The organism is Brevibacillus migulae (assembly GCF_004521915.1).
Lineage (GTDB): Bacteria > Bacillota > Bacilli > Brevibacillales > Brevibacillaceae > Brevibacillus_F > Brevibacillus_F migulae.
Genome location: NZ_SDKD01000011.1, coordinates 85031 through 102923 on the forward strand (window position 1 = coordinate 85031; position 17893 = coordinate 102923).

The following is a 17893-nucleotide window of genomic DNA, read 5'->3' on the forward strand; positions in this document are numbered from 1 at the left end:
TAGTATGTACGATTGGAGGACATTTTACCGGGGCAAGATATGTGTAAAAAAAGCAAAACAGCAGAGCCATAGGCTCTACTGTTGTTGAATAAATGTAATGCGAATATGCTCTTCCTGCCGGCATACGGTAAGTTCTACCGTCTCTGTCAGAATGTCCGCATAGCTATACGAAACTCTTTCAAACAATTGATCATCGTCAAGCTTTACAACAAAAACCGATGGGTATGTTTCTTCGAGGATGCCCGTCCGCTCAACGGTTTTTCGCCGTCCGCCGTTGGCCTTCAGCAGAATTCGTTCACCAATGTGCTCATCCAAACTGCGCTTAATATCAAGTAACGCGTTTCTAGCCATTGTTCCATCCACCTCGCTTGTTTCCATTATAACAGCTCATACTTATTTTGTCAAAGAAATTTAAAATTATAGCAACCCGAATAAGTTTTTGTCAACGGGGTTTTTTCGTGAAAAATTTCATGGATCATGGAAAAAACCCGTCCATTCGACAAAGTTGTGTCAAACGAACGGGTGGTTTCTCCTTTATTGCAACATTTTGGCACGAATGAAGGCATTTGTAAGTGCAGCATACTCATCCAAACCTAACGTTTCTCCACGTCTTGCGGGGTCAATTCCGACTTGCTCGAGCACCTGTATTATTTGCTCCTTCTGATCCTTTGTAAACAGATTATTTTGCAGATTGTTCAACAAGGTCTTGCGCCTTTGGGCAAACGATGCCCGTACCAGCCTGAAGAAGCATGCTTCATCCAATACATCTACGGCCGGCTTGTCCCGAATCTTCAGCTTGATCACGGCTGAATCTACATTCGGACGGGGGATGAATACGCTGGCAGGAACGATCATGGCTACCTGCGCTTCCGCGTAGAATTGGGCCGCCACACTGAGCGATCCGTAATCTTTGCTTCCCGGTTTGGCTGCGATCCGGTCCGCTACTTCCTTTTGTATCATCACGACGATAGAGGAAAGAGGCAGCCTTTCCTCCAGCAGCTTCATCAAGATCGCCGTGGTCACATAATAGGGCAGATTGGCTACCACGCTGATTTCCTTGAAGCCTGACAGCTTCTCCTCGATGAGCTTGTGCAGATTGAGCTCCAGGACATCGCCGTGCACCACTTCAATATTCGGATAGGGAGCAAGTGTCTCCGCCAAAATCGGCAGCAAGCGCTGATCGATTTCAATCGCGACGACTTTACCGGCTCGGCGGCCAAGCTGTTCGGTCAATGCCCCGATCCCCGGTCCAATTTCAATAGCCGCACTCTCCTCGCTCAAGTCAGCGGCATCGATAATGTTATGTAAAATGTTCGTGTCGGTCAGGAAGTTCTGTCCCAGGCTCTTCTTGAAGGAAAAGCCGTGCTTTTCGACGATGTCTCGCGTCCGAGAAGGGGTAGCGATATCCTTTCCTGTTTGTTCCATCATCCCTGATCCCCTCCTCGATCAATGGATTCCATTGCTTTTACAAATTCATCTCTGCTGATCTGAAACGCGTTCAGCCGCTGCAGCATTTGCTTCGCATTTGCATAACCGATCCCCAATATGTCGCCCAGCTTTAAGCGGCGCTCCTTGGAGTCTGCGCCGGAGGTCAAACGGTAGGCAACCATATCCTCGGCAGTGATTTCTCCTGCCTGCTCGGCCATCTCCGTACGCACCTCGGACAGCGCGCGGATAATCGTTTCCGGCGAAGCGTTTTCTACGCCGATATCCCCTTTTTTTGTTCCCTCTTCCTGATTAATAAATGCATGCTTGCAGCCAGGAACTTCGCGGCTGATGATTTTCCGGATACGCTCTCCCTGATAATCCGGATCGGTAAAAATGATCACGCCGCGCTTTTCTTGAGCCAGGCGGATTTTTCTGATCGTTGCCGCGTTAATGGCGGAGCCTCCCGTTTCGATCGTGTCTGCTACTACGGCACGTTTGATCGCGGCTGTATCGTCACGCCCTTCGACGACGATAAGTTCCCTGATTTTCATCTTTCTTTCTCCCAATCATTAGTATCGATGGTTGTAGTTTTTCCAAAACCGCCTTTTTTGAGGCAAAAGTCCTGAAACAAAAATCCGATGCGACTCGTAAAAGAAGTAGGACCCGAATTTCTAACGACCATCACATTTTACCAAAAAGAAAAGACAGGAGAAAATCCTCCTGCCCCGCTTTACGGTAGTTTGGGCCCGATGATATACACCTTTTTCCCTCGTTTACGTCCGAAAGAAACAGCCTCTGCATGATTATCGAAGAATACATCGATTTTGTTGCCTTGGACCGCTCCACCGGTATCCTCGGCACGACGGTATCCGACTCCTTCGATATATACCCACCATCCCAATGGAATCACATCGGGATCAACAGCGATTGTCGTTCCTTCTGTCGCTTTTTTACCAGTAGCAGTACGACCGTAGCCCTGCGATTTCGGGCTTTTACCACCGCCTGCTGGCGTATAGGCTGTCAAGGTCACGTTGGTAAGTACCCGCTGCGGTCGGAATACTTTGCCACCACGCGATACCATCCCCGCTGCAGCCACGGCTTGCTTGTTCGGCGCTTCTGCTGAAACTGCCGATGCTACCTTGGTGCCTACTGCGATGATGCGATCGTGTTTTGGTGCTACCACGTCCCTTTTGACTAACTCACGCGACACTTCCTTGCCATTTTCCGAAACTAGTTTGTAATGATTGACCACCTTGCCCTGTTGCCCTTGCTGCAGGACACGGGTCTCCCCTTTTGCTAAAGAAGAATCGTTTTTGCGAATCTCCTGAAATGGTACTTCTTCTGACAATTGTACGATTTGCTCGGTTATTCGGGTAATTTGGACAGAAGTTCCCTTGGTGATCGTTGATGTCAGCGCAGGCGCTACTTTGTCCTTGGGACCAAGCGTGATGCCTGCTTCTTGAATGATACCCGCCACATCCCGTTTCAGGGTGCGGATGATCTTCTTTTGCCCGTCAACGAGGACAGGTACTTCCCAGCTGGTATGTAAGGTAATGGTTTGTTTGTCTGATAGCAGCGTATCTGCTGAAGGTGTCAGCAGATCCTTCTCTGCGAGTGCGATGTTTTGTTCGGACAAAAACTCTCCGACGGTTTCTGCGGTAGTCTCGAACACTTCAGTCTTACCGTCTGATGTCAGCGTAATTTGCTTTGGCTGGGAAGTGAGGATGAAGATGCTGAGTACGGATAACAACAGCGCCAGACAGCCCCCTGCAATCAGGATCGTCTTTTTGTGTGCCATCCATATCTTGCTCAACTCCATTTCTCACACTCCTTTTCCGTTAAAAGCTTCTACCGGTAGCCCATTCTTTTTGGAGAGAAAAGGTACCTGTAGCCGCAGCTTTCGGATATCAAGCCAGTTTCGGGGTGAGTGAACGTAGAACGGTCTTGATTGTATGCTACTTTTTCCGGTTTGTCAAATTTCCCCTCTTGACCCCTCTGTCGCCCTGCCGAAAACTATTTACAAGGTAACAGAACCGAATTGCGAATGATAGCAGCTTTCTGTCGAGTGACCTGTCGATTCCTCCTTTTCGTTCGACATTGTACAGTGTATGCAAAAAAGAGGGTTGATAGAACGGCGCTTGTCAGCTATTTGTGTAAAGGCGCAAAAAATGTGCTGAAAATTTAAAATTATTAGGTTTTAATCTCTCCTTTCTTGGGTAAATAACCGAAATAAAGAAAAGGGGGGATTCAATATGAAGAGATATATAAGGATACGAACAAAGCTCATTTTCACTGCACTTCTACTTTTGGCCATTCCTACCCTTGTCACTGGAGTCGTAGGATACTCTATGTCGAAGCAGGCGTTGGACAAAAGCGGTGAAATGGCCTTGAAAAACAATGTAAAACAAGTCATTGAAATGATCAAAGTGCTAGATCAGCAAGTAAAGGCGGGGAAGCTCCCGTTGAAGGAAGCACAGGAGTCTGTGATTGCTTCCATTTTAGGGGAGAAACGAGCAGACGGCACCAGACCGATCAATAAAGCGATCGACGTCGGGCCGAATGGATACATATTTATCATGGATCAAACCGGAATGCTGCTGGGCCACCCTCTGAAGGAAGGAACCAGCCTATGGGAAACCAAGGATGCCAATGGAGTCATGCTCGGGCAGGAGCTGGTGAAGAACGGGTTGAAAGGCGGGGGTACCACTCACTATATTTGGCCTCTACCAAATCAACCAGACAAGTTTGCACCGAAGCTTACCTATTCGGAATTTGAACCTGCCTGGGGCTGGATTGTTTGTTCGGGTTCCTATCTGAGCGATTTTAATGCTGGCGCTAATTACCTTCTATATATTCTGGCGGGAACATTAGGTTTCTTTTTACTGATCGGCGCAGGGGTTGTCTTGTTCGTCTCCAACCGCATGACGAAACCGCTGGTCGCATTAACCGAGCAAGCTCAGCGGGTGACCAACGGAGATCTGACGATTGAGCCGCTAACGATTCAAAACAGAGATGAAATTAGCGATATGGCCAATAGCTTCATGAAAATGGCCCAAAATATGAAAGCGCTTTTACAGCAGATCGCCCACTCTACTGACCTGGTCGCATCCACCGCTGAACAATTATCCGTCTCCGCCGATGAGACAAGCAAGGCGACAGAAAACATCACCTTGGCGATTCAAGAAGTTGCCATCGGCATGGATGATCAGCTGCAAAGTGCGGAAAAAACAACCGTTTCTATGGAGGCGATTCGTGAAGGCGTGGAACGCATCGCTGCACAATCCACGATCGTAGAAGAAGCGTCTACCCTCTCCATGACACAAGCAGCGGAAGGCAACGCCTCTTTGAACAACGTGGTAGAACAGATGAACATGATCACGAGCTCCGTTCATGATACGCATGCAGCCATCACCCGTCTCCATGAGCGATCTCAAGCGGTCGGTGAAATCATCGAGGTGATTCATTCGATTGCGGCACAGACCAACCTGCTTTCCTTAAACGCAGCCATCGAAGCAGCAAGAGCGGGCGAACACGGAAAAGGCTTTGCCGTAGTGGCGAGCGAAGTGCGGAAGCTCGCGGATCAATCGTCTCATTCCGCCCAAAAAATCGCGGATCTGATTCATGAAATTCAGGAGGATACGAAAAAGTCTGTTCAGGCTATGGGACAAGTGCAGGGTGATGTACACGTGGGCATCTCCGTTGTACATGAAACGGAAAAGATTTTTCAAACCATATTGTCTTCGCTGGCGAATGTGAGCGATCGTTTACAAGAAGTGTCGGCTACCAGCCAATCGATTTCCAGTGCTACGCGTGAAGTCTCCTCCGCGATGCTGGGAATCTCGGAGATTTCCAAACGATCTGCGGCGAATTCACAAAGTGTAGCCGCCGCCAGCGAGGAGCAGCTCGCCTCGATGGAAGAAATCACTGCTTCCACCAGCTCCTTATCAGCCATGGCGGGCGACTTGCAGAATGCTGTCAAACATTTCAAGCTTTCCTGATATAGAAAAAAGGTGCCTGTCATCGCAGGCACCTTGTTCAGTTCATTCAGCGAAGGCTCCGCCAAAGGCTTAACGAAGCCAAGTTTTCTAATCCGATCAAGACAGTCGAAACAGTCTTCTCGCATTGTCAGCCGTAATCTTGGCCATTTCCTCGTAGGACACCCCATGGATATTCGCCATCTCTTCCGCCACAAACCGGACATAACCGGATTCATTGCGTTTGCCCCGAAATGGATGCGGGGTCAAATATGGGCAGTCCGTCTCGATGAGCAAGCGGTCAAGCGGCACTTTCGCCGCCACTTCCTTGGGCTGCTTCGCATTTTTAAACGTCAGCGGTCCGCCAAAGGAAATGTAAAAGTTCATATCCAGCGCCATTTTGGCCGTCTCCCAGCTTCCCGAGAAACAGTGCATGATTCCGCCCACTTCCGCCGCTTTCTCCTCGCGCAGGATCGTGATGACATCCTGATGAGCGTCACGGTTATGGATAATGATCGGCATTTGCAGCTTTTTGGCAAGGCGTATCTGTTTGCGGAACACGTCTGCCTGCACATCGCGCGGCGACGTATCCCAATAGTAGTCGAGGCCCATTTCCCCTAAGCCGACAACCTTTGGATGGCGGCTCAGCTCTTCAATCCATTCCAAATGCTCATCGGTCATATCCTTGGCGTCTTGCGGATGCCAGCCAACCACAGCGTAAATGAAATCATGCTTCTCCGCCAGCTCCATGCACGTAGGGATCGTTTCCGCATTGAAGCCGATATTGACGATTGTGCTGACGCCATTTTCTCTCGCCCGGGCGATGGTCTCATCACGGTCTTCTTCAAACTCCGGTGCATTCAAATGGGCGTGTGTATCAAATAACAAGGTTGGTTCACCCCTTTTGCAGTGGTTACTTTACAATGGCACCGTTTGGCATGCTCGGATCTACCGTCGCAAGGGTCAACTGTTCACCCACAGATGCGGCGAGGATCATGCCTTGGGACAGCTCTCCACGCAGTTTTACCGGCTTCAGGTTGGCAACCAGAATGACTTTTTTGCCGACCATCTCTTCCGGTGTATAGTATTTTGCGATTCCAGAAACAACCTGACGTTGCTCATAACCGAGATCCAGCTGCAAAATGAGAAGTTTGTCGGCATTAGGATGCTTTTCGCAGGCCGTTACTTGGGCTACGCGCAGTTCTACTTTGCCAAAGTCATCGATGCCGATCTCTTCTTTGGCATCTGCAGGCTTTTCAGCCGCTGTCGATTGGTTGGTTGTCTCACTCACGGTTGGTCCTCCTTGAAGCGCTTCTTGTTTTTTCTTGTTCTCTTCCGCTTGGCGGCGAGCTTCTGCCGTCGATTCATCAATGAACGCAAGCTCTGCTTCGATATCCAGACGCGGGAACAACAGCTCGCTGCGGCTGACGCGGCTTCCTACCGGCATTCCGCCCCATGCTGCGGTGGAGTCCCAGCTGGTCGCTTCCGGCTTGTCTGCAATGCCCAGCTGCTCCCAGATTTTCACGGGAACCTTGGTCATGAATGGCTGGATCAGGATCGACACAATGCGGATCGCTTCCACCAGGTTGTACATGACGGTGCCCAGACGCTCGCGGGTGTCTTCCGATTTTGCCAGGTTCCACGGCATGGTCTCATCGATGTATTTGTTGCTGCGGCTGATCAGTTCCCAAATATGCGTCAGTGCGTTGCTGAAGCGCATTTCATCCAGATGCTCTTCGACAAGCGCTTTGGTCTTGGTAGCCAATTCGATCAAGCTATCGTCAAATTCGCCCTTTTGCGTAGGCGCTGGCATTACGCCATCGAAATACTTCTCGATCATGACCAGCGTGCGGCTGAGCAGATTGCCCAGGTCATTCGCCAGGTCGAAATTCAGACGCTGAATAAAGATTTCCGGTGTGAATACGCCATCCTGCCCAAATTGAATCTCGCGCAGCAGGTAATAGCGCACGCTGTCGGAACCGTAACGATCAATGAGGAGCTTCGGATCGATCACGTTTCCTTTCGATTTGGACATTTTTCCATCCGGCATCAGCAGCCAGCCATGGCCGAATACTTTTTTCGGCAGCGGGAGACCCAACGCCAGCAGCACGATCGGCCAGTAGATGGTATGGAAGCGAATGATATCTTTTCCGACCAGATGAACGTCGACTGGCCAGTACCGTTTAAACAAGCTGTCATCTTCCGATCCGTAGCCAAGCGCTGTAATGTAGTTGGCCAACGCGTCGATCCATACATAGATGACATGCTCCGGATCATTTGGAACTTTAATTCCCCAATCAAAGGTGCTGCGCGACACGCTGAGATCCTGCAAGCCTGGTTTGAGGAAGTTGTTGATCATTTCATTGCGGCGCGTATCCGGCTGGATGAAATCCGGATGTTCCTCGATGTATTTCAGGAGCTGGTCCTGGTATTTGGACAGACGGAAGAAGTAATTTTTCTCCTTCACTTTTTTCAGCTCGCGGCCACAGTCCGGGCAGATGTAGCCTTTGTCTGTTTTCGCCTGTGTCTCCGTCCAGAAAGATTCATCCGGCACACAGTAGTAGCCCTCGTATTCGCCCAGATAAATGTCGCCCTGGTCAACGAGCTGCTGGAAGATTTTTTGCACGGCATCCTTATGGCGAGGCTCGGTCGTACGGATGAAGTCATCGTAGGAAATATCAAGCTTTTGCCACAGATCGCGAATCCAATCGACGACCGGATTGATAAACTCTAGCGGCTGCAAACCTTCCTGGGCTGCACGTTCTTGCAACTTTTGGCCGTGTTCATCCGTCCCTGTCAAATAACGGACGTCAAATCCACGTAAACGTTTGTACCGTGCCATTGTATCTGCCGCAATCGTGGTGTACGCGTTTCCGATATGAAGCTTGTTACTGGGATAATAAATCGGGGTAGTAATGTAATAAGTGGGTTTTGACATAGCATGTCCTCCTGTTTTTTGAAAATAAAAAAAGACCCATCCCGGATTGGGACGAGTCTCATCACTCGTGGTACCACCCAAATGCTCCGCTCTCTCACAAGCAGCGGACTCAGCAAGTCGCATGCGACCTTCTCCGTAACGTGGAGGAAACGTTATCGACTAGTCAACCTTCCCCATATAGAGGAGGCGATTCATCCATAAAGACTCGGGGGCCATCTTCTGCTCGGTTCCTTATGCCGGTTCTCAGCTACCCCGGCTCTCTGGAATAAGGGAGGTCAAGCATACTCTTCCCGTCATTGTCTGTCCTATGCGATTTTTATAGGAAGTCTTACCATTCTTATTGTACTCTTCCAACTCTATTTGTAAACCCTAATCAGCGGATGGTTTTCTGTCGACAAAAAAAGGGAAGTATGTCGAATATAATCGTTGTTATTCGACACAATTCGACTTTATCCATCATTATCCTCACCTGATGATTACCAGTAATTTTTTCCCATGTTTGTCGAACAAGCGAAAAACAGCTTGACCTAAGTGTTATATCCATTGAAATTATCGCACTTTGATCCAACAAAATTGAAAAAATTGTATTGACACCTTTGGGAATGACTGGTATTATGAAATCAGCTTAAATTGTCGAATAATGACGATTAATAAATAGAATAATCGACAATCACCACCATCATTCTAAGCGACCAAGAGAGGAGAATTACACACATGATGAAATCAACTGGAATCGTAAGAAAAGTCGATGAATTGGGACGCGTTGTTATTCCTATCGAGCTGCGCCGTACACTGGGCATCGCGGAAAAAGACGCTTTGGAAATCTACGTAGATGGTGAACGCATTATCCTGAAAAAGTACGAGCCTGCCTGTATTTTCTGCGGCAACGCAGACAAAGTGACTCACTTCAAAGGGAAAATCGTTTGCCAAGATTGCTTGACTGAAATGCCAGTCGTTCAACGCTAATTGGTAAAAGGAAATATACTTTTATTCGTTACTATACGCCTCTTTTCTTAGAGGCGTATTTGTTTTTTGGAAAAAATGTGATTCATGTTATAATTTTGGAAATTAGGCTGTTTGTGGAGGAGTTCCGATGAAGCGGTATGTGCTAGTAGGGGCTATTTTTGTGGTGTGTTTTCTCGCCATCCAGACTCTTGTACAAATAGGTATGGGGATGTATTTGACCACCACATACGTTCCGGATGTGGTAGATGCTTATCAGATGCAAGGCCAAGATGACCTTCCGTCCGAAACCACATTCGGCTTTGCCTCTGACGGTTTTGTTTCTCGTCATTGGATGGTATGGCTGATCTCGCTTGGTTTATCAGGTGTGATCGCTACTATCATGCATCGAACTCTTTTCAAAAAGAAATGAACCACACCTACATTTTGGGTGTGGTTCAAAAGCATTAACACTGATGATCTCTTTTGCTTCACTCATCGTGTTGGTACTGTCTTTCCATAAAAAGAAGTAGATCACCCTTGAGCTCGCCATCCAAAGTGATCTACTTCCCCACCTAGAGCCGTCCCCTATAGGGAACCGCTATTGTGCAAGACCGTTTGGTGCGACCAACACCAGCGGTCTTTTTTCAATGTATCGTTCTAGTCGAAGTTATATAACTTATATATCCAAAAATCCTCTAAAAAATCAAGTCCTGCCTAAGGATCCGCGTTACTCCTCTTCCCGGTGGTAAGCATTATACACATCCCGCTTCGACAGCCCGCGATCCTCCGCCGTCTTCTTGATCGCTTCCTTATTCGACAAGCCCTGTCCGACATAATGATCGACATGTTCAATCATACCCAGCGCTTGCCACCAGTTAGCCTCGCCAGCCTCATCCGGATCTTTCGTTTGACCGGTATTGCCTTCCACCACAATGCAATATTCGCCTCGCGCTTCCGTCTCCTCCAGAAATTGAATCAGCTCGGACAGCGTTCCGCGGGCAAATTCCTCATAGCGCTTGGTCAATTCCCTTGCCAAAACAGCCTGACGATCTCCCCAAGCCTCCTGCATATCGACGAGCGTCTTTTCAATGCGGTGCGGCGCTTCATAAAATAGCAGAGTCTCTGGATATCGGCGCAGCCTTTCCAGTTCCGTACGCCGCTCCTTCTTTTCACGCGGCAAAAATCCGACGAACAAGAATCTTTCTGTTGGAAGACCAGATGCAATCAACGCACTCAACGCGGCATTCGCTCCCGGGATCGGAATAACAGAAAAGCCGGCTGCCGTGGCATCACGCACGAGGTCTGCTCCCGGGTCGGAGATAGCAGGTAGCCCGGCATCGCTCACGAGCGCGATTTTTTTGCCCTCCTCCAGCCATTGCAAAAGTCCGGAGCCGCTCGTTTCTTTATTATGCTCATGATAGCTGACGGTCCGCTTTTCGATCTGAAAGTGGTTCAGAAGCTTGCGGGTCTGGCGGGTATCTTCACATGCGATCACATCAACGGACTTTAGCGTCTCCAGTGCCCGCACCGTGATATCATCCAGGTTGCCAATCGGAGTGGCGACCAGATACAGCATACCCTCCTGATCTGTTTGAAAGCTTTTTTGTATCTTCATTGGCGCATGGTGCCCCCTGTACGGATTAATTCTTCCTTTTCCCCGCGGGTGAGACGCTTGATTTCGTTCTCCCGTCTGGTTCCCCACGAACGGCTCTCTCCTTCTTCGGCGTACAGCAGTTCAACAGGCCCGCGTCCTCTTGTATACTTCGCACCCTTGCCGTCATTATGCATCTGGATGCGCCGGGGAAGCTCCGTTGTATATCCGGTGTACAACGTTCCGTCCGAACAGCGAAGGATATAGACAAAATGACTTTTATGTGAGGGAATCTCGTCTTCCATAGTAAACTTCCTGTAACTCATCACAATATACCTCTTCCGCCTCATACACTATCAAAGGAGGCTGTATGCGCAGCTCCGGCTTGCCTCCGCGGATGCCCTCTACCAGTACGATATTGGGCTCAGCATCCCTTTTCGGATGGACAAACCGCATGCGCTTAGGCTCGATCCCGTACTGCCGCATCAAGGTCACGATATCGATCAAACGTGTCGCTCGATGGACCAATGCGATTTTACCGCCGTTTTTCGCCAGCTTGCTGCTGACCCGAATGACATCCTCCAGATTCAGCAGGATCTCATGACGTGCAAAGGCATAGTGCTCATTGATGTTTTGCTCGCCGCTGGCTGGCGGCATATAGGGCGGATTGCAGGTGATCAAATCGAACTTTTGATGACCATATACCTCGACCGCATCCTTGACGTCACCATGGTGCACCTTCATCCGCGCTTCCAGGCCGTTCAGACGGACATTTCGGCTCGCCATATCATACAGTCTCGGTTGAATTTCTACAGCGTCAAACGTGGCTTCCTGTGTCCGCGTGCTCATGATCAACGGAATGGCTCCATTGCCCGTACACAGATCAAGGATTCTCCCGCGTTTGGGCACTGAGGCGAATCTCGCCAGCAACACCGCATCCAAGGAAAAACAGAATACTTCCTTGCTCTGAATGATCTTCATTTCATGGGTGAGCAGATCATCAATTCGTTCCGATTCATACAGTGGAACGTTGTTTTCCTCTAGCATAGACTTGTTACCCCTCTAAATGTAGAAAAATTGGCTCTTCCAAACCTTTGTCGGAGCCTTTTGTTTAAATTAGTTTGTGCAAACATGGTGGTGGGGGAAGGGAAGAGAGGGCGGTGCTGCGTTCTTGCCACACCCGCAATGGAGTGGGGACTGTCCGGTTCCGCTTCCAAAAACGGTACGTCGCGCAAAAGTTTCAAGAAGCATATTCAACCGATGGAGTTGCGCGACAAGCGTGTACCATTTTTGGAATCTCCACCTCTGTAGGTGTGACAAAGACTCCGCCCGTCCCTCTCTTCCCTTCCTCACGTGACGATTGCATTAAGTCGCACGATGAAAAGAAGAGAGTATGAACTGAATGATTGTTTTTCTACAAGTTTTTTGTCTTTTAAAAATAGCTCCTGCTACGCTGGAGAGCATGTTTTGAAACGGAGCGCCTGCTTAAGCCCGGCCTAGCGGAGCAGTGAATCGCTGGAATAAGGGCCGCAACCTGCCCATTCTACATAGCGGCTACTACTTTTGCGGACCCCAGCGATTTGCTGCGGAGCGGACAGGCACTGCCCACAGCGGGGCGTAGAATGAAGCGGAGTTTTAAAACATGCTCTCCCCACCGCAGCCCCTTTTTAAAAGAGAAAAAAACCCCGACCTTTTCTCGAGGTCGAGGTCATTTCCGTGTCGATTCGTTATTTCGCTCCTCCACTGAGGAAGGACAGGCAGAACAAACAGTCTCCCTCTTTGCGCAAGCTGCCGTAGTGGACATTGCATATATGAAAACCCTCGGCGTACAATCTCGCCAGGTTGTCGTATCCTTCCCCCACGATCTTCTTCTTGTCTTTCTCTTTTGCTGTTTTCTTGCTTGTTTGATGGTTGGAGTGGGAGACTTTTTTCTCAGCCTCTTTTTTCGGTCGATCTGCTGTTTTTGTATTTAACCGATTGCGAAGATGTTCGTTTTCAACGAGCAGTTGAACGTTCTCTTCCATCAATTCTACAATAACGTCTTTTAATTCACCAATCTCTCGGTGTAGGTGGCCAACTCGCTCTTCGATACTGGCCATCTTTACGAAGATTTCTCGTTTTTCCACTACCCCACCCCATCTCCGTTAACCGACGCGTATTAATCCTTTGCCAGCTCCGTCAGGACGATTTCATCCAGTGTGAATTCCAGCATGCGCATTTTATCCTTCAATTCTACCTGCACGGTCAAATCCAGAATATTAACGCTTGCCACACGCCCTTCTCCCATCGGAGTCATGACGTATGCACCCACATCAGGCAATTCATCCTTGCTGCCCTCGTAGTTGTCATTTTCGTATTTCAAACAACACATCAACCGGCCGCAAAGCCCGGAAATTTTCGCCGGATTGAGCGACAGATTCTGGTCTTTTGCCATTTTAATCGAGACGGGCTCAAAATCCCCCAAAAACGTAGAGCAGCAGAGCAAGCGGCCGCACGGACCAATCCCGCCCAGCATTTTTGCCTCGTCCCGCACACCAATCTGGCGCAGCTCGATACGCGTACGGAATACGGCTGCCAGATCCTTTACGAGCTCACGAAAATCAACCCGGCCATCCGCCGTAAAATAAAAAATGATTTTATTACGGTCAAATGTATATTCAACATCTACCAGCTTCATATCAAGCTTGTGTTCCTTGATCTTGGTCTGGCAAATGGAAAACGCATTTTTTGCCGCTCTTTTGTTTTCTTCGACTTGCGAAGCATCCCGGTCATCGGCCACCCGGATTACTTTTTTCAACGGCAGGACGACATCTGACTCGCCAACCGTTTTCTGTCCGACGACGACTTTCCCGTATTCAACCCCGCGTGCTGTCTCGACGATCACATGGCTATCTTTCTCGATCGAGAGCTTGTCGGGATCGAAGTAATATATTTTACCCGCTTTTTTAAAGCGGACGCCTACTACCTCGTACAAGGTTTATCCCTCCTGGATTTGGAGAACCAACCTCTCTAGCGCCAATTGCGCATTGGCGTTTCGCTCTATCCGTTTTCTTGTATCCATGACTACATCAATTCCGTGCAAGAGCTCGGTTTGAGTCCATACCAAGGCTTGTCCTTGAAGCACATCCTGTTGGTCGCTATTGATCAGACGGGTCTCTCTCCCTACTTGCACATATAGAATATCTCGCAGCCAAAGGATGAGCAAATCCAGAAAGAGGGCTAGTTCCTCCTTCAATCTATCGTGCTTTGCTAATTGATCCTGTATGGTAAAGAGCGCAAGAGAATTGCGCTGTTTGATTTCCTGCACCAATTGTATCACTATATTTCGAAGCTGTGCAAACCATTCTGACTGGCTAAGTTCCCTCGCATGCACTAAATCAGTTGTAATTTGGGAGGCGACTCTCGCAATGCCGGGGGCGATTCCCTCTGCTACCAGCTTTGCCGCAATATTTTCTGCAGGCAAGGGAGCAAACGGGAGGATCTGGCAGCGGGAGAGTATGGTCGGAAGCACAGCATGGCTGTTCTCTGTTATCAATATCGCAACCACACCGCTTGGCGGCTCTTCCAAAAATTTCAGCAGGCTGTTGGCCGCCTGCGTCGTCATCCGGTCTACATGCTCCAACACATACACCTTGCGTCCGGCTTCAACGGCACGCATCGTCATTTCTCTTTGCAGCGCACGCACTTGGTCAATCTTCAGCGAAGCCCCATCCGGCACGATGATATGCACGTCGGGGTGATTTCCCGTCGCAATGCGGTGACACTGCAGACACTCACCGCATGCGTCATGGGCAAGCTCTGTACAAAAAAGCGATTGGGCAAGATGGAGCGCTACCTCCATTTTGCCCGCGCCGCGGGGGCCGGCGAACAGGTAGGCATGCGCAAGCCGATCGTTGCGCAAGCTGCCTTCCAGTATTTCCGCCACCCGCGGCTGCTGTATCTGTTTCCATGTCATGGTCTCGTCACACCTAGAAATAAAGATTGATCAACATTCCGCGAATTTCGCCAATTCGCGCCAATAGGTCGATCATCGGCGCCTGCTCGCTGATCAAGTCATCCGCGAGCTGCAGCAAATGGGAATCGACTTCCTTGATGATTTTGTAGAGTCGGCTTCTGCCCCGCCGATTCGTTCCTTTTCGGTCATCGAGGGAGACGCCGTACTTGACCGCTTCCTCCATGAATCGTTTGACCAGATTTTTATACAGATAAAAATCGCGAACAGAGCGTGAACGAGCAAGAATCTGGCTCTGCTTGTCGATCTCATTCAACATCTCGGTCAATCGTTCCTGCGACATCCGCTCCCCTTGCCCTTTTACAAGCTCACCAAAATTGATACGCTCGGCCGGACTGTTTCGTCGGGAGTCATTTGGCTTCAACGGGTCAAACTGAGGGCGTAAACCATCACCAATTTTCATGCTGTCACCTCTGCTTTCCGCGTTATATGGACATTTTTACGCGAACGCCTTAGAACGAATGGAAGTGCTCGACATCCAAGACGAACACCGCTGCTCCCCCCACCTGAACTTCCAACGGATACGGCATGAAAGAGTCCACGGCATTGCCGAGCGGGGATACGGGGGTTACCATCTGTTTACGGGATTTGCAGCTCTGCTGAATCAATTCAATCACCTCGGGAACGCTCTCGTCATTCGTTCCAATGAGAAAAGTGGTATTCCCGGCCCGCAAAAAGCCACCTGTACTGGCAAGCTTTGTCGCGCGGAATCCATTTTTGACCAGCACCTGCGACAGTCGTCCACTATCCTTGTCCTGCACAACAGCGATCACCATTTTCATTGTATCTCACCCTTTCCGCTTTGTAGTGGTGTTACTTTCTGGAAGCAGCCCATTGGGAGAAGTCTGACAGAATAGCTGCGGACACTTCCTCCATACTGCGATTAGCATCTATCAAGCAGATGCGTGACGGGTTCTCGCTGGCAATATCCATAAATCCATCCCGCACACGCTCATGATAGCCGGATTCCTTTTGCTCGATGCGGTCCAGCCCCGCTCTTGCTGCTAGCCGGGAGCGACCAATCGCTACGGGAATATCGAGCAAATAGGTGCGATCAGGGACAAGTCCTCCTGTGGCAAAATGATTGATCTCTTTAATCCTATGCACAGGCAGTCCCAATCCAAAACCTTGGTAAGCAATACTTGCATCGACAAAGCGGTCACACACAACCACCTTGCCCTGGGCCAGCGCCGGAAGCACTTTTTCCCGAACATGCTGGGCGCGGGATGCGGCGTACAGCAACGCCTCGGTGCAATCGTCCATTTCTGTATGAGAAGGGTCCAGAATCAGACCTCTAATCTTGTCGCTAATCGCGGTTCCGCCCGGTTCTCGCGTCACGAGGACATCATAGCCCATGTCTGCGAGGCATTTGGCAAATGTCTGCACCTGTGTAGTCTTGCCTGCGCCATCCGGTCCTTCAAAAGTAATAAACAAGCCGGTCAAACCTGCTCCTCCTAACTATGTGTGCTGCTTCTATACGGTCATGACCGCTTGATGGTATCGATCATTTGCAGCTCTGAATCTTTGATCCCTTGAAACCTTGCTCCGGCAGCCTTCAGCTCCTGTAAGAGAGCGATCACTTGCGCATCAATTCGCTCACCCGGCAGCAGCACCGGGATCCCCGGCGGATAAGGGATCACCATCTCCGCACTGATTCGTCCGATCGCCTGCTGCAAGGAAACTCGCTCGGTCTCCACATCCACCGCTTCATGCATCGGCAGCACCTGCTCCCGCAAAAAGCTGGAGGCCAGTATCCCGATGTCCGTCGACAGCTTTTCTCCGGGAACACCGTCTGCATGTACACGTTCGAGGAATTGTGATACTTGTTCGACGTCCTGGGGCGAAGTTCCTGTCGAGGCGGCAAGCAAAACGTGTGTGGTTTGGGCTAGCTCCGGGTAGATGCCTTCTTTCTCCAGCATTTCCTGCAGCCGGTAGCCTGTAAACGTCCCGGTGCGCACACAAAGCAGCAGCTTCAACGGGTCGAGCGTGGCGAAGACGCTGTTTTCCGTCAGGGTCGGCGTATCCAGCCAATCGAGCGCATCAATCTGCTCGCGCAGCCGCTCCAGCCACGGCAGAATCTGATCGATTTCTTTTCCGGCTTGGTACACCATATGCCTTCTGGCTAGATCTAGTGAAGCCATTAATGGATAGGACGGGCTGGAGGATTGCAGCATCCCCAAAATCCGCTGAAGTCGGTCCCGATTGATACGCTCCCCTTGGATATGGAGCATGGAGGTCATCGTCATTGATGTCCCCATCTTGTGCGTGGACTGTACCGCAGCATCCGCTCCACTCTGCATCGCGGAAAGCGGCAATGCCGGATGAAACCCGTAATGGGCTCCATGCGCTTCGTCCACCAACAGAGGAATGTCGTGGCGGTGGACGACAGCAGCCATTTTGACCAGATCGATCCCCATGCCGTAATAGGTAGGGTTGGTCAGAAATACAGCCTTGGCATCCGGATGAGCCTGCAGCGCCCGCTCTACATCCTCGCGCCGCAGCCCAGCAGCCACTCCGCTCGATAAATCGACAGCCGGAACGATAAATACCGGAATGGCTTGGGCCATCATGATCCCATGATAAACCGATTTATGACAATTGCGCTGGACGAGGATTTTCTCACCCGGCTTGCAGACAGTCATAATCAGTGCCACATTGCCTACAGTCGTGCCGCCGACCAAGAACCTTGTCCATTCCGCGTGAAAGGCCTCTGCCGCCAGCTCTTGGGCCATGGCGATGACCCCTTCTGGCTGATGCAGATCGTCGAGTCCGGTCAGCTCCGTCAAGTCAAGAGGAAGGATCGTTTGAAAACGGGCTTTCCCTTCGCTGTCAAAGCTAGCCCCCATTTTATGGCCGGGCACATGAAACGGATACGGCTGCTGCCCGGCATGCTGCTCCAACGCTTCAAACAACGGCGCTCTCCTTTGTCGCTCCCAAAAATCGGCTACCCTGCTCGCCATCTATCTACACGTCCTTATGTTTCATACTGCTACCATTGTACCATG

General features: G+C 50.0%; 20 protein-coding genes and 1 other annotated feature. Of the genes, 4 read left to right on the forward strand and 16 right to left on the reverse strand.

Translation table 11 applies throughout. The features are described 5' to 3' along the window. Nucleotides 1-75: 75 nt before the first annotated feature. From veg to EIZ37_RS14200, 4 genes are all read right to left on the reverse strand, one after another. Nucleotides 76-351: a biofilm formation stimulator Veg gene (veg, locus tag EIZ37_RS14185; RefSeq protein WP_134685267.1), complete on the reverse strand. Its 276-nt coding sequence runs from the start codon at nt 349-351 to the stop codon at nt 76-78. Between the two features lie 183 nt (nt 352-534). Further along, nucleotides 535-1428, reverse strand: a complete 894-nt coding sequence (gene rsmA / locus EIZ37_RS14190; RefSeq protein WP_134685268.1) for a 16S rRNA (adenine(1518)-N(6)/adenine(1519)-N(6))-dimethyltransferase RsmA — start codon at nt 1426-1428, stop codon at nt 535-537. Further along, nucleotides 1425-1979 (reverse strand): ribonuclease M5, encoded by a 555-nt coding sequence (gene rnmV / locus EIZ37_RS14195; protein WP_134685269.1) that lies wholly within the window; start codon nt 1977-1979, stop codon nt 1425-1427. The genes rsmA and rnmV overlap by 4 nt, the downstream gene beginning before the upstream one ends. Before the next feature lie 179 nt (nt 1980-2158). Next, the gene (locus EIZ37_RS14200; protein ID WP_134685270.1) at nt 2159-3247 is read right to left on the reverse strand and encodes a 3D domain-containing protein; all 1089 of its coding nucleotides are present in this window, start codon (nt 3245-3247) and stop codon (nt 2159-2161) included. Nucleotides 3248-3776: 529 nt separating this feature from the next. On the opposite strand from EIZ37_RS14200, the gene EIZ37_RS14205 reads away from it, so the two are divergent. Further along, complete coding sequence (locus tag EIZ37_RS14205) at nt 3777-5426, forward strand: methyl-accepting chemotaxis protein (RefSeq protein ID WP_167568873.1); 1650 nt, start codon at nt 3777-3779, stop codon at nt 5424-5426. 96 nt (nt 5427-5522) lie between these two features. Here the strand turns inward: EIZ37_RS14205 and EIZ37_RS14210 are convergent, their stop codons facing one another. Together EIZ37_RS14210 and metG are read right to left on the reverse strand one after the other, a co-directional pair. Further along, complete coding sequence (locus tag EIZ37_RS14210; RefSeq protein ID WP_134685272.1) at nt 5523-6290, reverse strand: TatD family hydrolase; 768 nt, start codon at nt 6288-6290, stop codon at nt 5523-5525. 25 nt (nt 6291-6315) lie between these two features. Next, nucleotides 6316-8421 carry a methionine--tRNA ligase gene (metG, locus tag EIZ37_RS14215; protein WP_268898749.1) on the reverse strand — a complete coding sequence of 702 codons (2106 nt, stop codon included), beginning with the start codon at nt 8419-8421 and terminating at the stop codon, nt 6316-6318. Further along, nucleotides 8385-8646, reverse strand: a binding site (T-box leader). Its footprint overlaps the gene before it by 37 nt. Before the next feature lie 408 nt (nt 8647-9054). Between metG and EIZ37_RS14220 the strand changes: the two genes are divergently transcribed. The 3 genes from EIZ37_RS14220 (at nt 9055) to EIZ37_RS26755 (ending at nt 9815) form a co-directional block, all read left to right on the forward strand. Beyond that, nucleotides 9055-9306, forward strand: coding sequence for an AbrB/MazE/SpoVT family DNA-binding domain-containing protein (locus tag EIZ37_RS14220; protein ID WP_134685274.1), 252 nt, complete (start codon nt 9055-9057; stop codon nt 9304-9306). A 127-nt stretch (nt 9307-9433) separates the two neighbouring features. Continuing rightward, nucleotides 9434-9715 carry a hypothetical protein gene (locus EIZ37_RS14225; RefSeq protein WP_134685275.1) on the forward strand — a complete coding sequence of 94 codons (282 nt, stop codon included), beginning with the start codon at nt 9434-9436 and terminating at the stop codon, nt 9713-9715. Next, nucleotides 9690-9815 (forward strand): putative holin-like toxin, encoded by a 126-nt coding sequence (locus EIZ37_RS26755; RefSeq protein WP_407921144.1) that lies wholly within the window; start codon nt 9690-9692, stop codon nt 9813-9815. Before EIZ37_RS14225 ends, EIZ37_RS26755 begins: the two co-directional genes overlap by 26 nt. 197 nt (nt 9816-10012) lie before the next feature. Here EIZ37_RS26755 and rsmI read toward each other — a convergent pair whose 3' ends face one another. The 10 genes from rsmI to EIZ37_RS14275 all read right to left on the reverse strand — a co-directional run bounded on the left by rsmI (nt 10013) and on the right by EIZ37_RS14275 (nt 17848). Continuing rightward, nucleotides 10013-10900 (reverse strand): 16S rRNA (cytidine(1402)-2'-O)-methyltransferase, encoded by an 888-nt coding sequence (gene rsmI, locus EIZ37_RS14230; RefSeq protein ID WP_134685276.1) that lies wholly within the window; start codon nt 10898-10900, stop codon nt 10013-10015. After that, nucleotides 10897-11181 carry a GIY-YIG nuclease family protein gene (locus EIZ37_RS14235; protein ID WP_134685401.1) on the reverse strand — a complete coding sequence of 95 codons (285 nt, stop codon included), beginning with the start codon at nt 11179-11181 and terminating at the stop codon, nt 10897-10899. Before EIZ37_RS14235 ends, rsmI begins: the two co-directional genes overlap by 4 nt. Beyond that, nucleotides 11156-11923: a tRNA1(Val) (adenine(37)-N6)-methyltransferase gene (locus tag EIZ37_RS14240; protein WP_134685277.1), complete on the reverse strand. Its 768-nt coding sequence runs from the start codon at nt 11921-11923 to the stop codon at nt 11156-11158. The genes EIZ37_RS14235 and EIZ37_RS14240 overlap by 26 nt, the downstream gene beginning before the upstream one ends. A 680-nt stretch (nt 11924-12603) precedes the next feature. Continuing rightward, a complete protein-coding gene (yabA, locus tag EIZ37_RS14245) occupies nt 12604-13002 on the reverse strand; it encodes a DNA replication initiation control protein YabA (protein ID WP_134685278.1) in 399 nt (132 codons plus the stop codon). Between the two features lie 32 nt (nt 13003-13034). Continuing rightward, nucleotides 13035-13850: a PSP1 domain-containing protein gene (locus EIZ37_RS14250; protein ID WP_134685279.1), complete on the reverse strand. Its 816-nt coding sequence runs from the start codon at nt 13848-13850 to the stop codon at nt 13035-13037. Between the two features lie 3 nt (nt 13851-13853). Further along, nucleotides 13854-14831 (reverse strand): DNA polymerase III subunit delta', encoded by a 978-nt coding sequence (gene holB, locus EIZ37_RS14255; RefSeq protein WP_134685280.1) that lies wholly within the window; start codon nt 14829-14831, stop codon nt 13854-13856. 13 nt (nt 14832-14844) lie between these two features. Next, on the reverse strand, nt 14845-15291 hold the full coding sequence (locus EIZ37_RS14260) for a YaaR family protein (RefSeq protein WP_134685281.1): 447 nt from the start codon (nt 15289-15291) through the stop codon (nt 14845-14847). A 49-nt stretch (nt 15292-15340) separates the two neighbouring features. After that, complete coding sequence (locus EIZ37_RS14265) at nt 15341-15670, reverse strand: cyclic-di-AMP receptor (protein WP_134685282.1); 330 nt, start codon at nt 15668-15670, stop codon at nt 15341-15343. Nucleotides 15671-15701: 31 nt separating this feature from the next. Beyond that, nucleotides 15702-16331 carry a dTMP kinase gene (tmk, locus tag EIZ37_RS14270; protein WP_134685283.1) on the reverse strand — a complete coding sequence of 210 codons (630 nt, stop codon included), beginning with the start codon at nt 16329-16331 and terminating at the stop codon, nt 15702-15704. Nucleotides 16332-16369: 38 nt separating this feature from the next. Further along, a complete protein-coding gene (locus tag EIZ37_RS14275) occupies nt 16370-17848 on the reverse strand; it encodes an aminotransferase class I/II-fold pyridoxal phosphate-dependent enzyme (RefSeq protein WP_134685284.1) in 1479 nt (492 codons plus the stop codon). Nucleotides 17849-17893 lie beyond the last annotated feature (45 nt).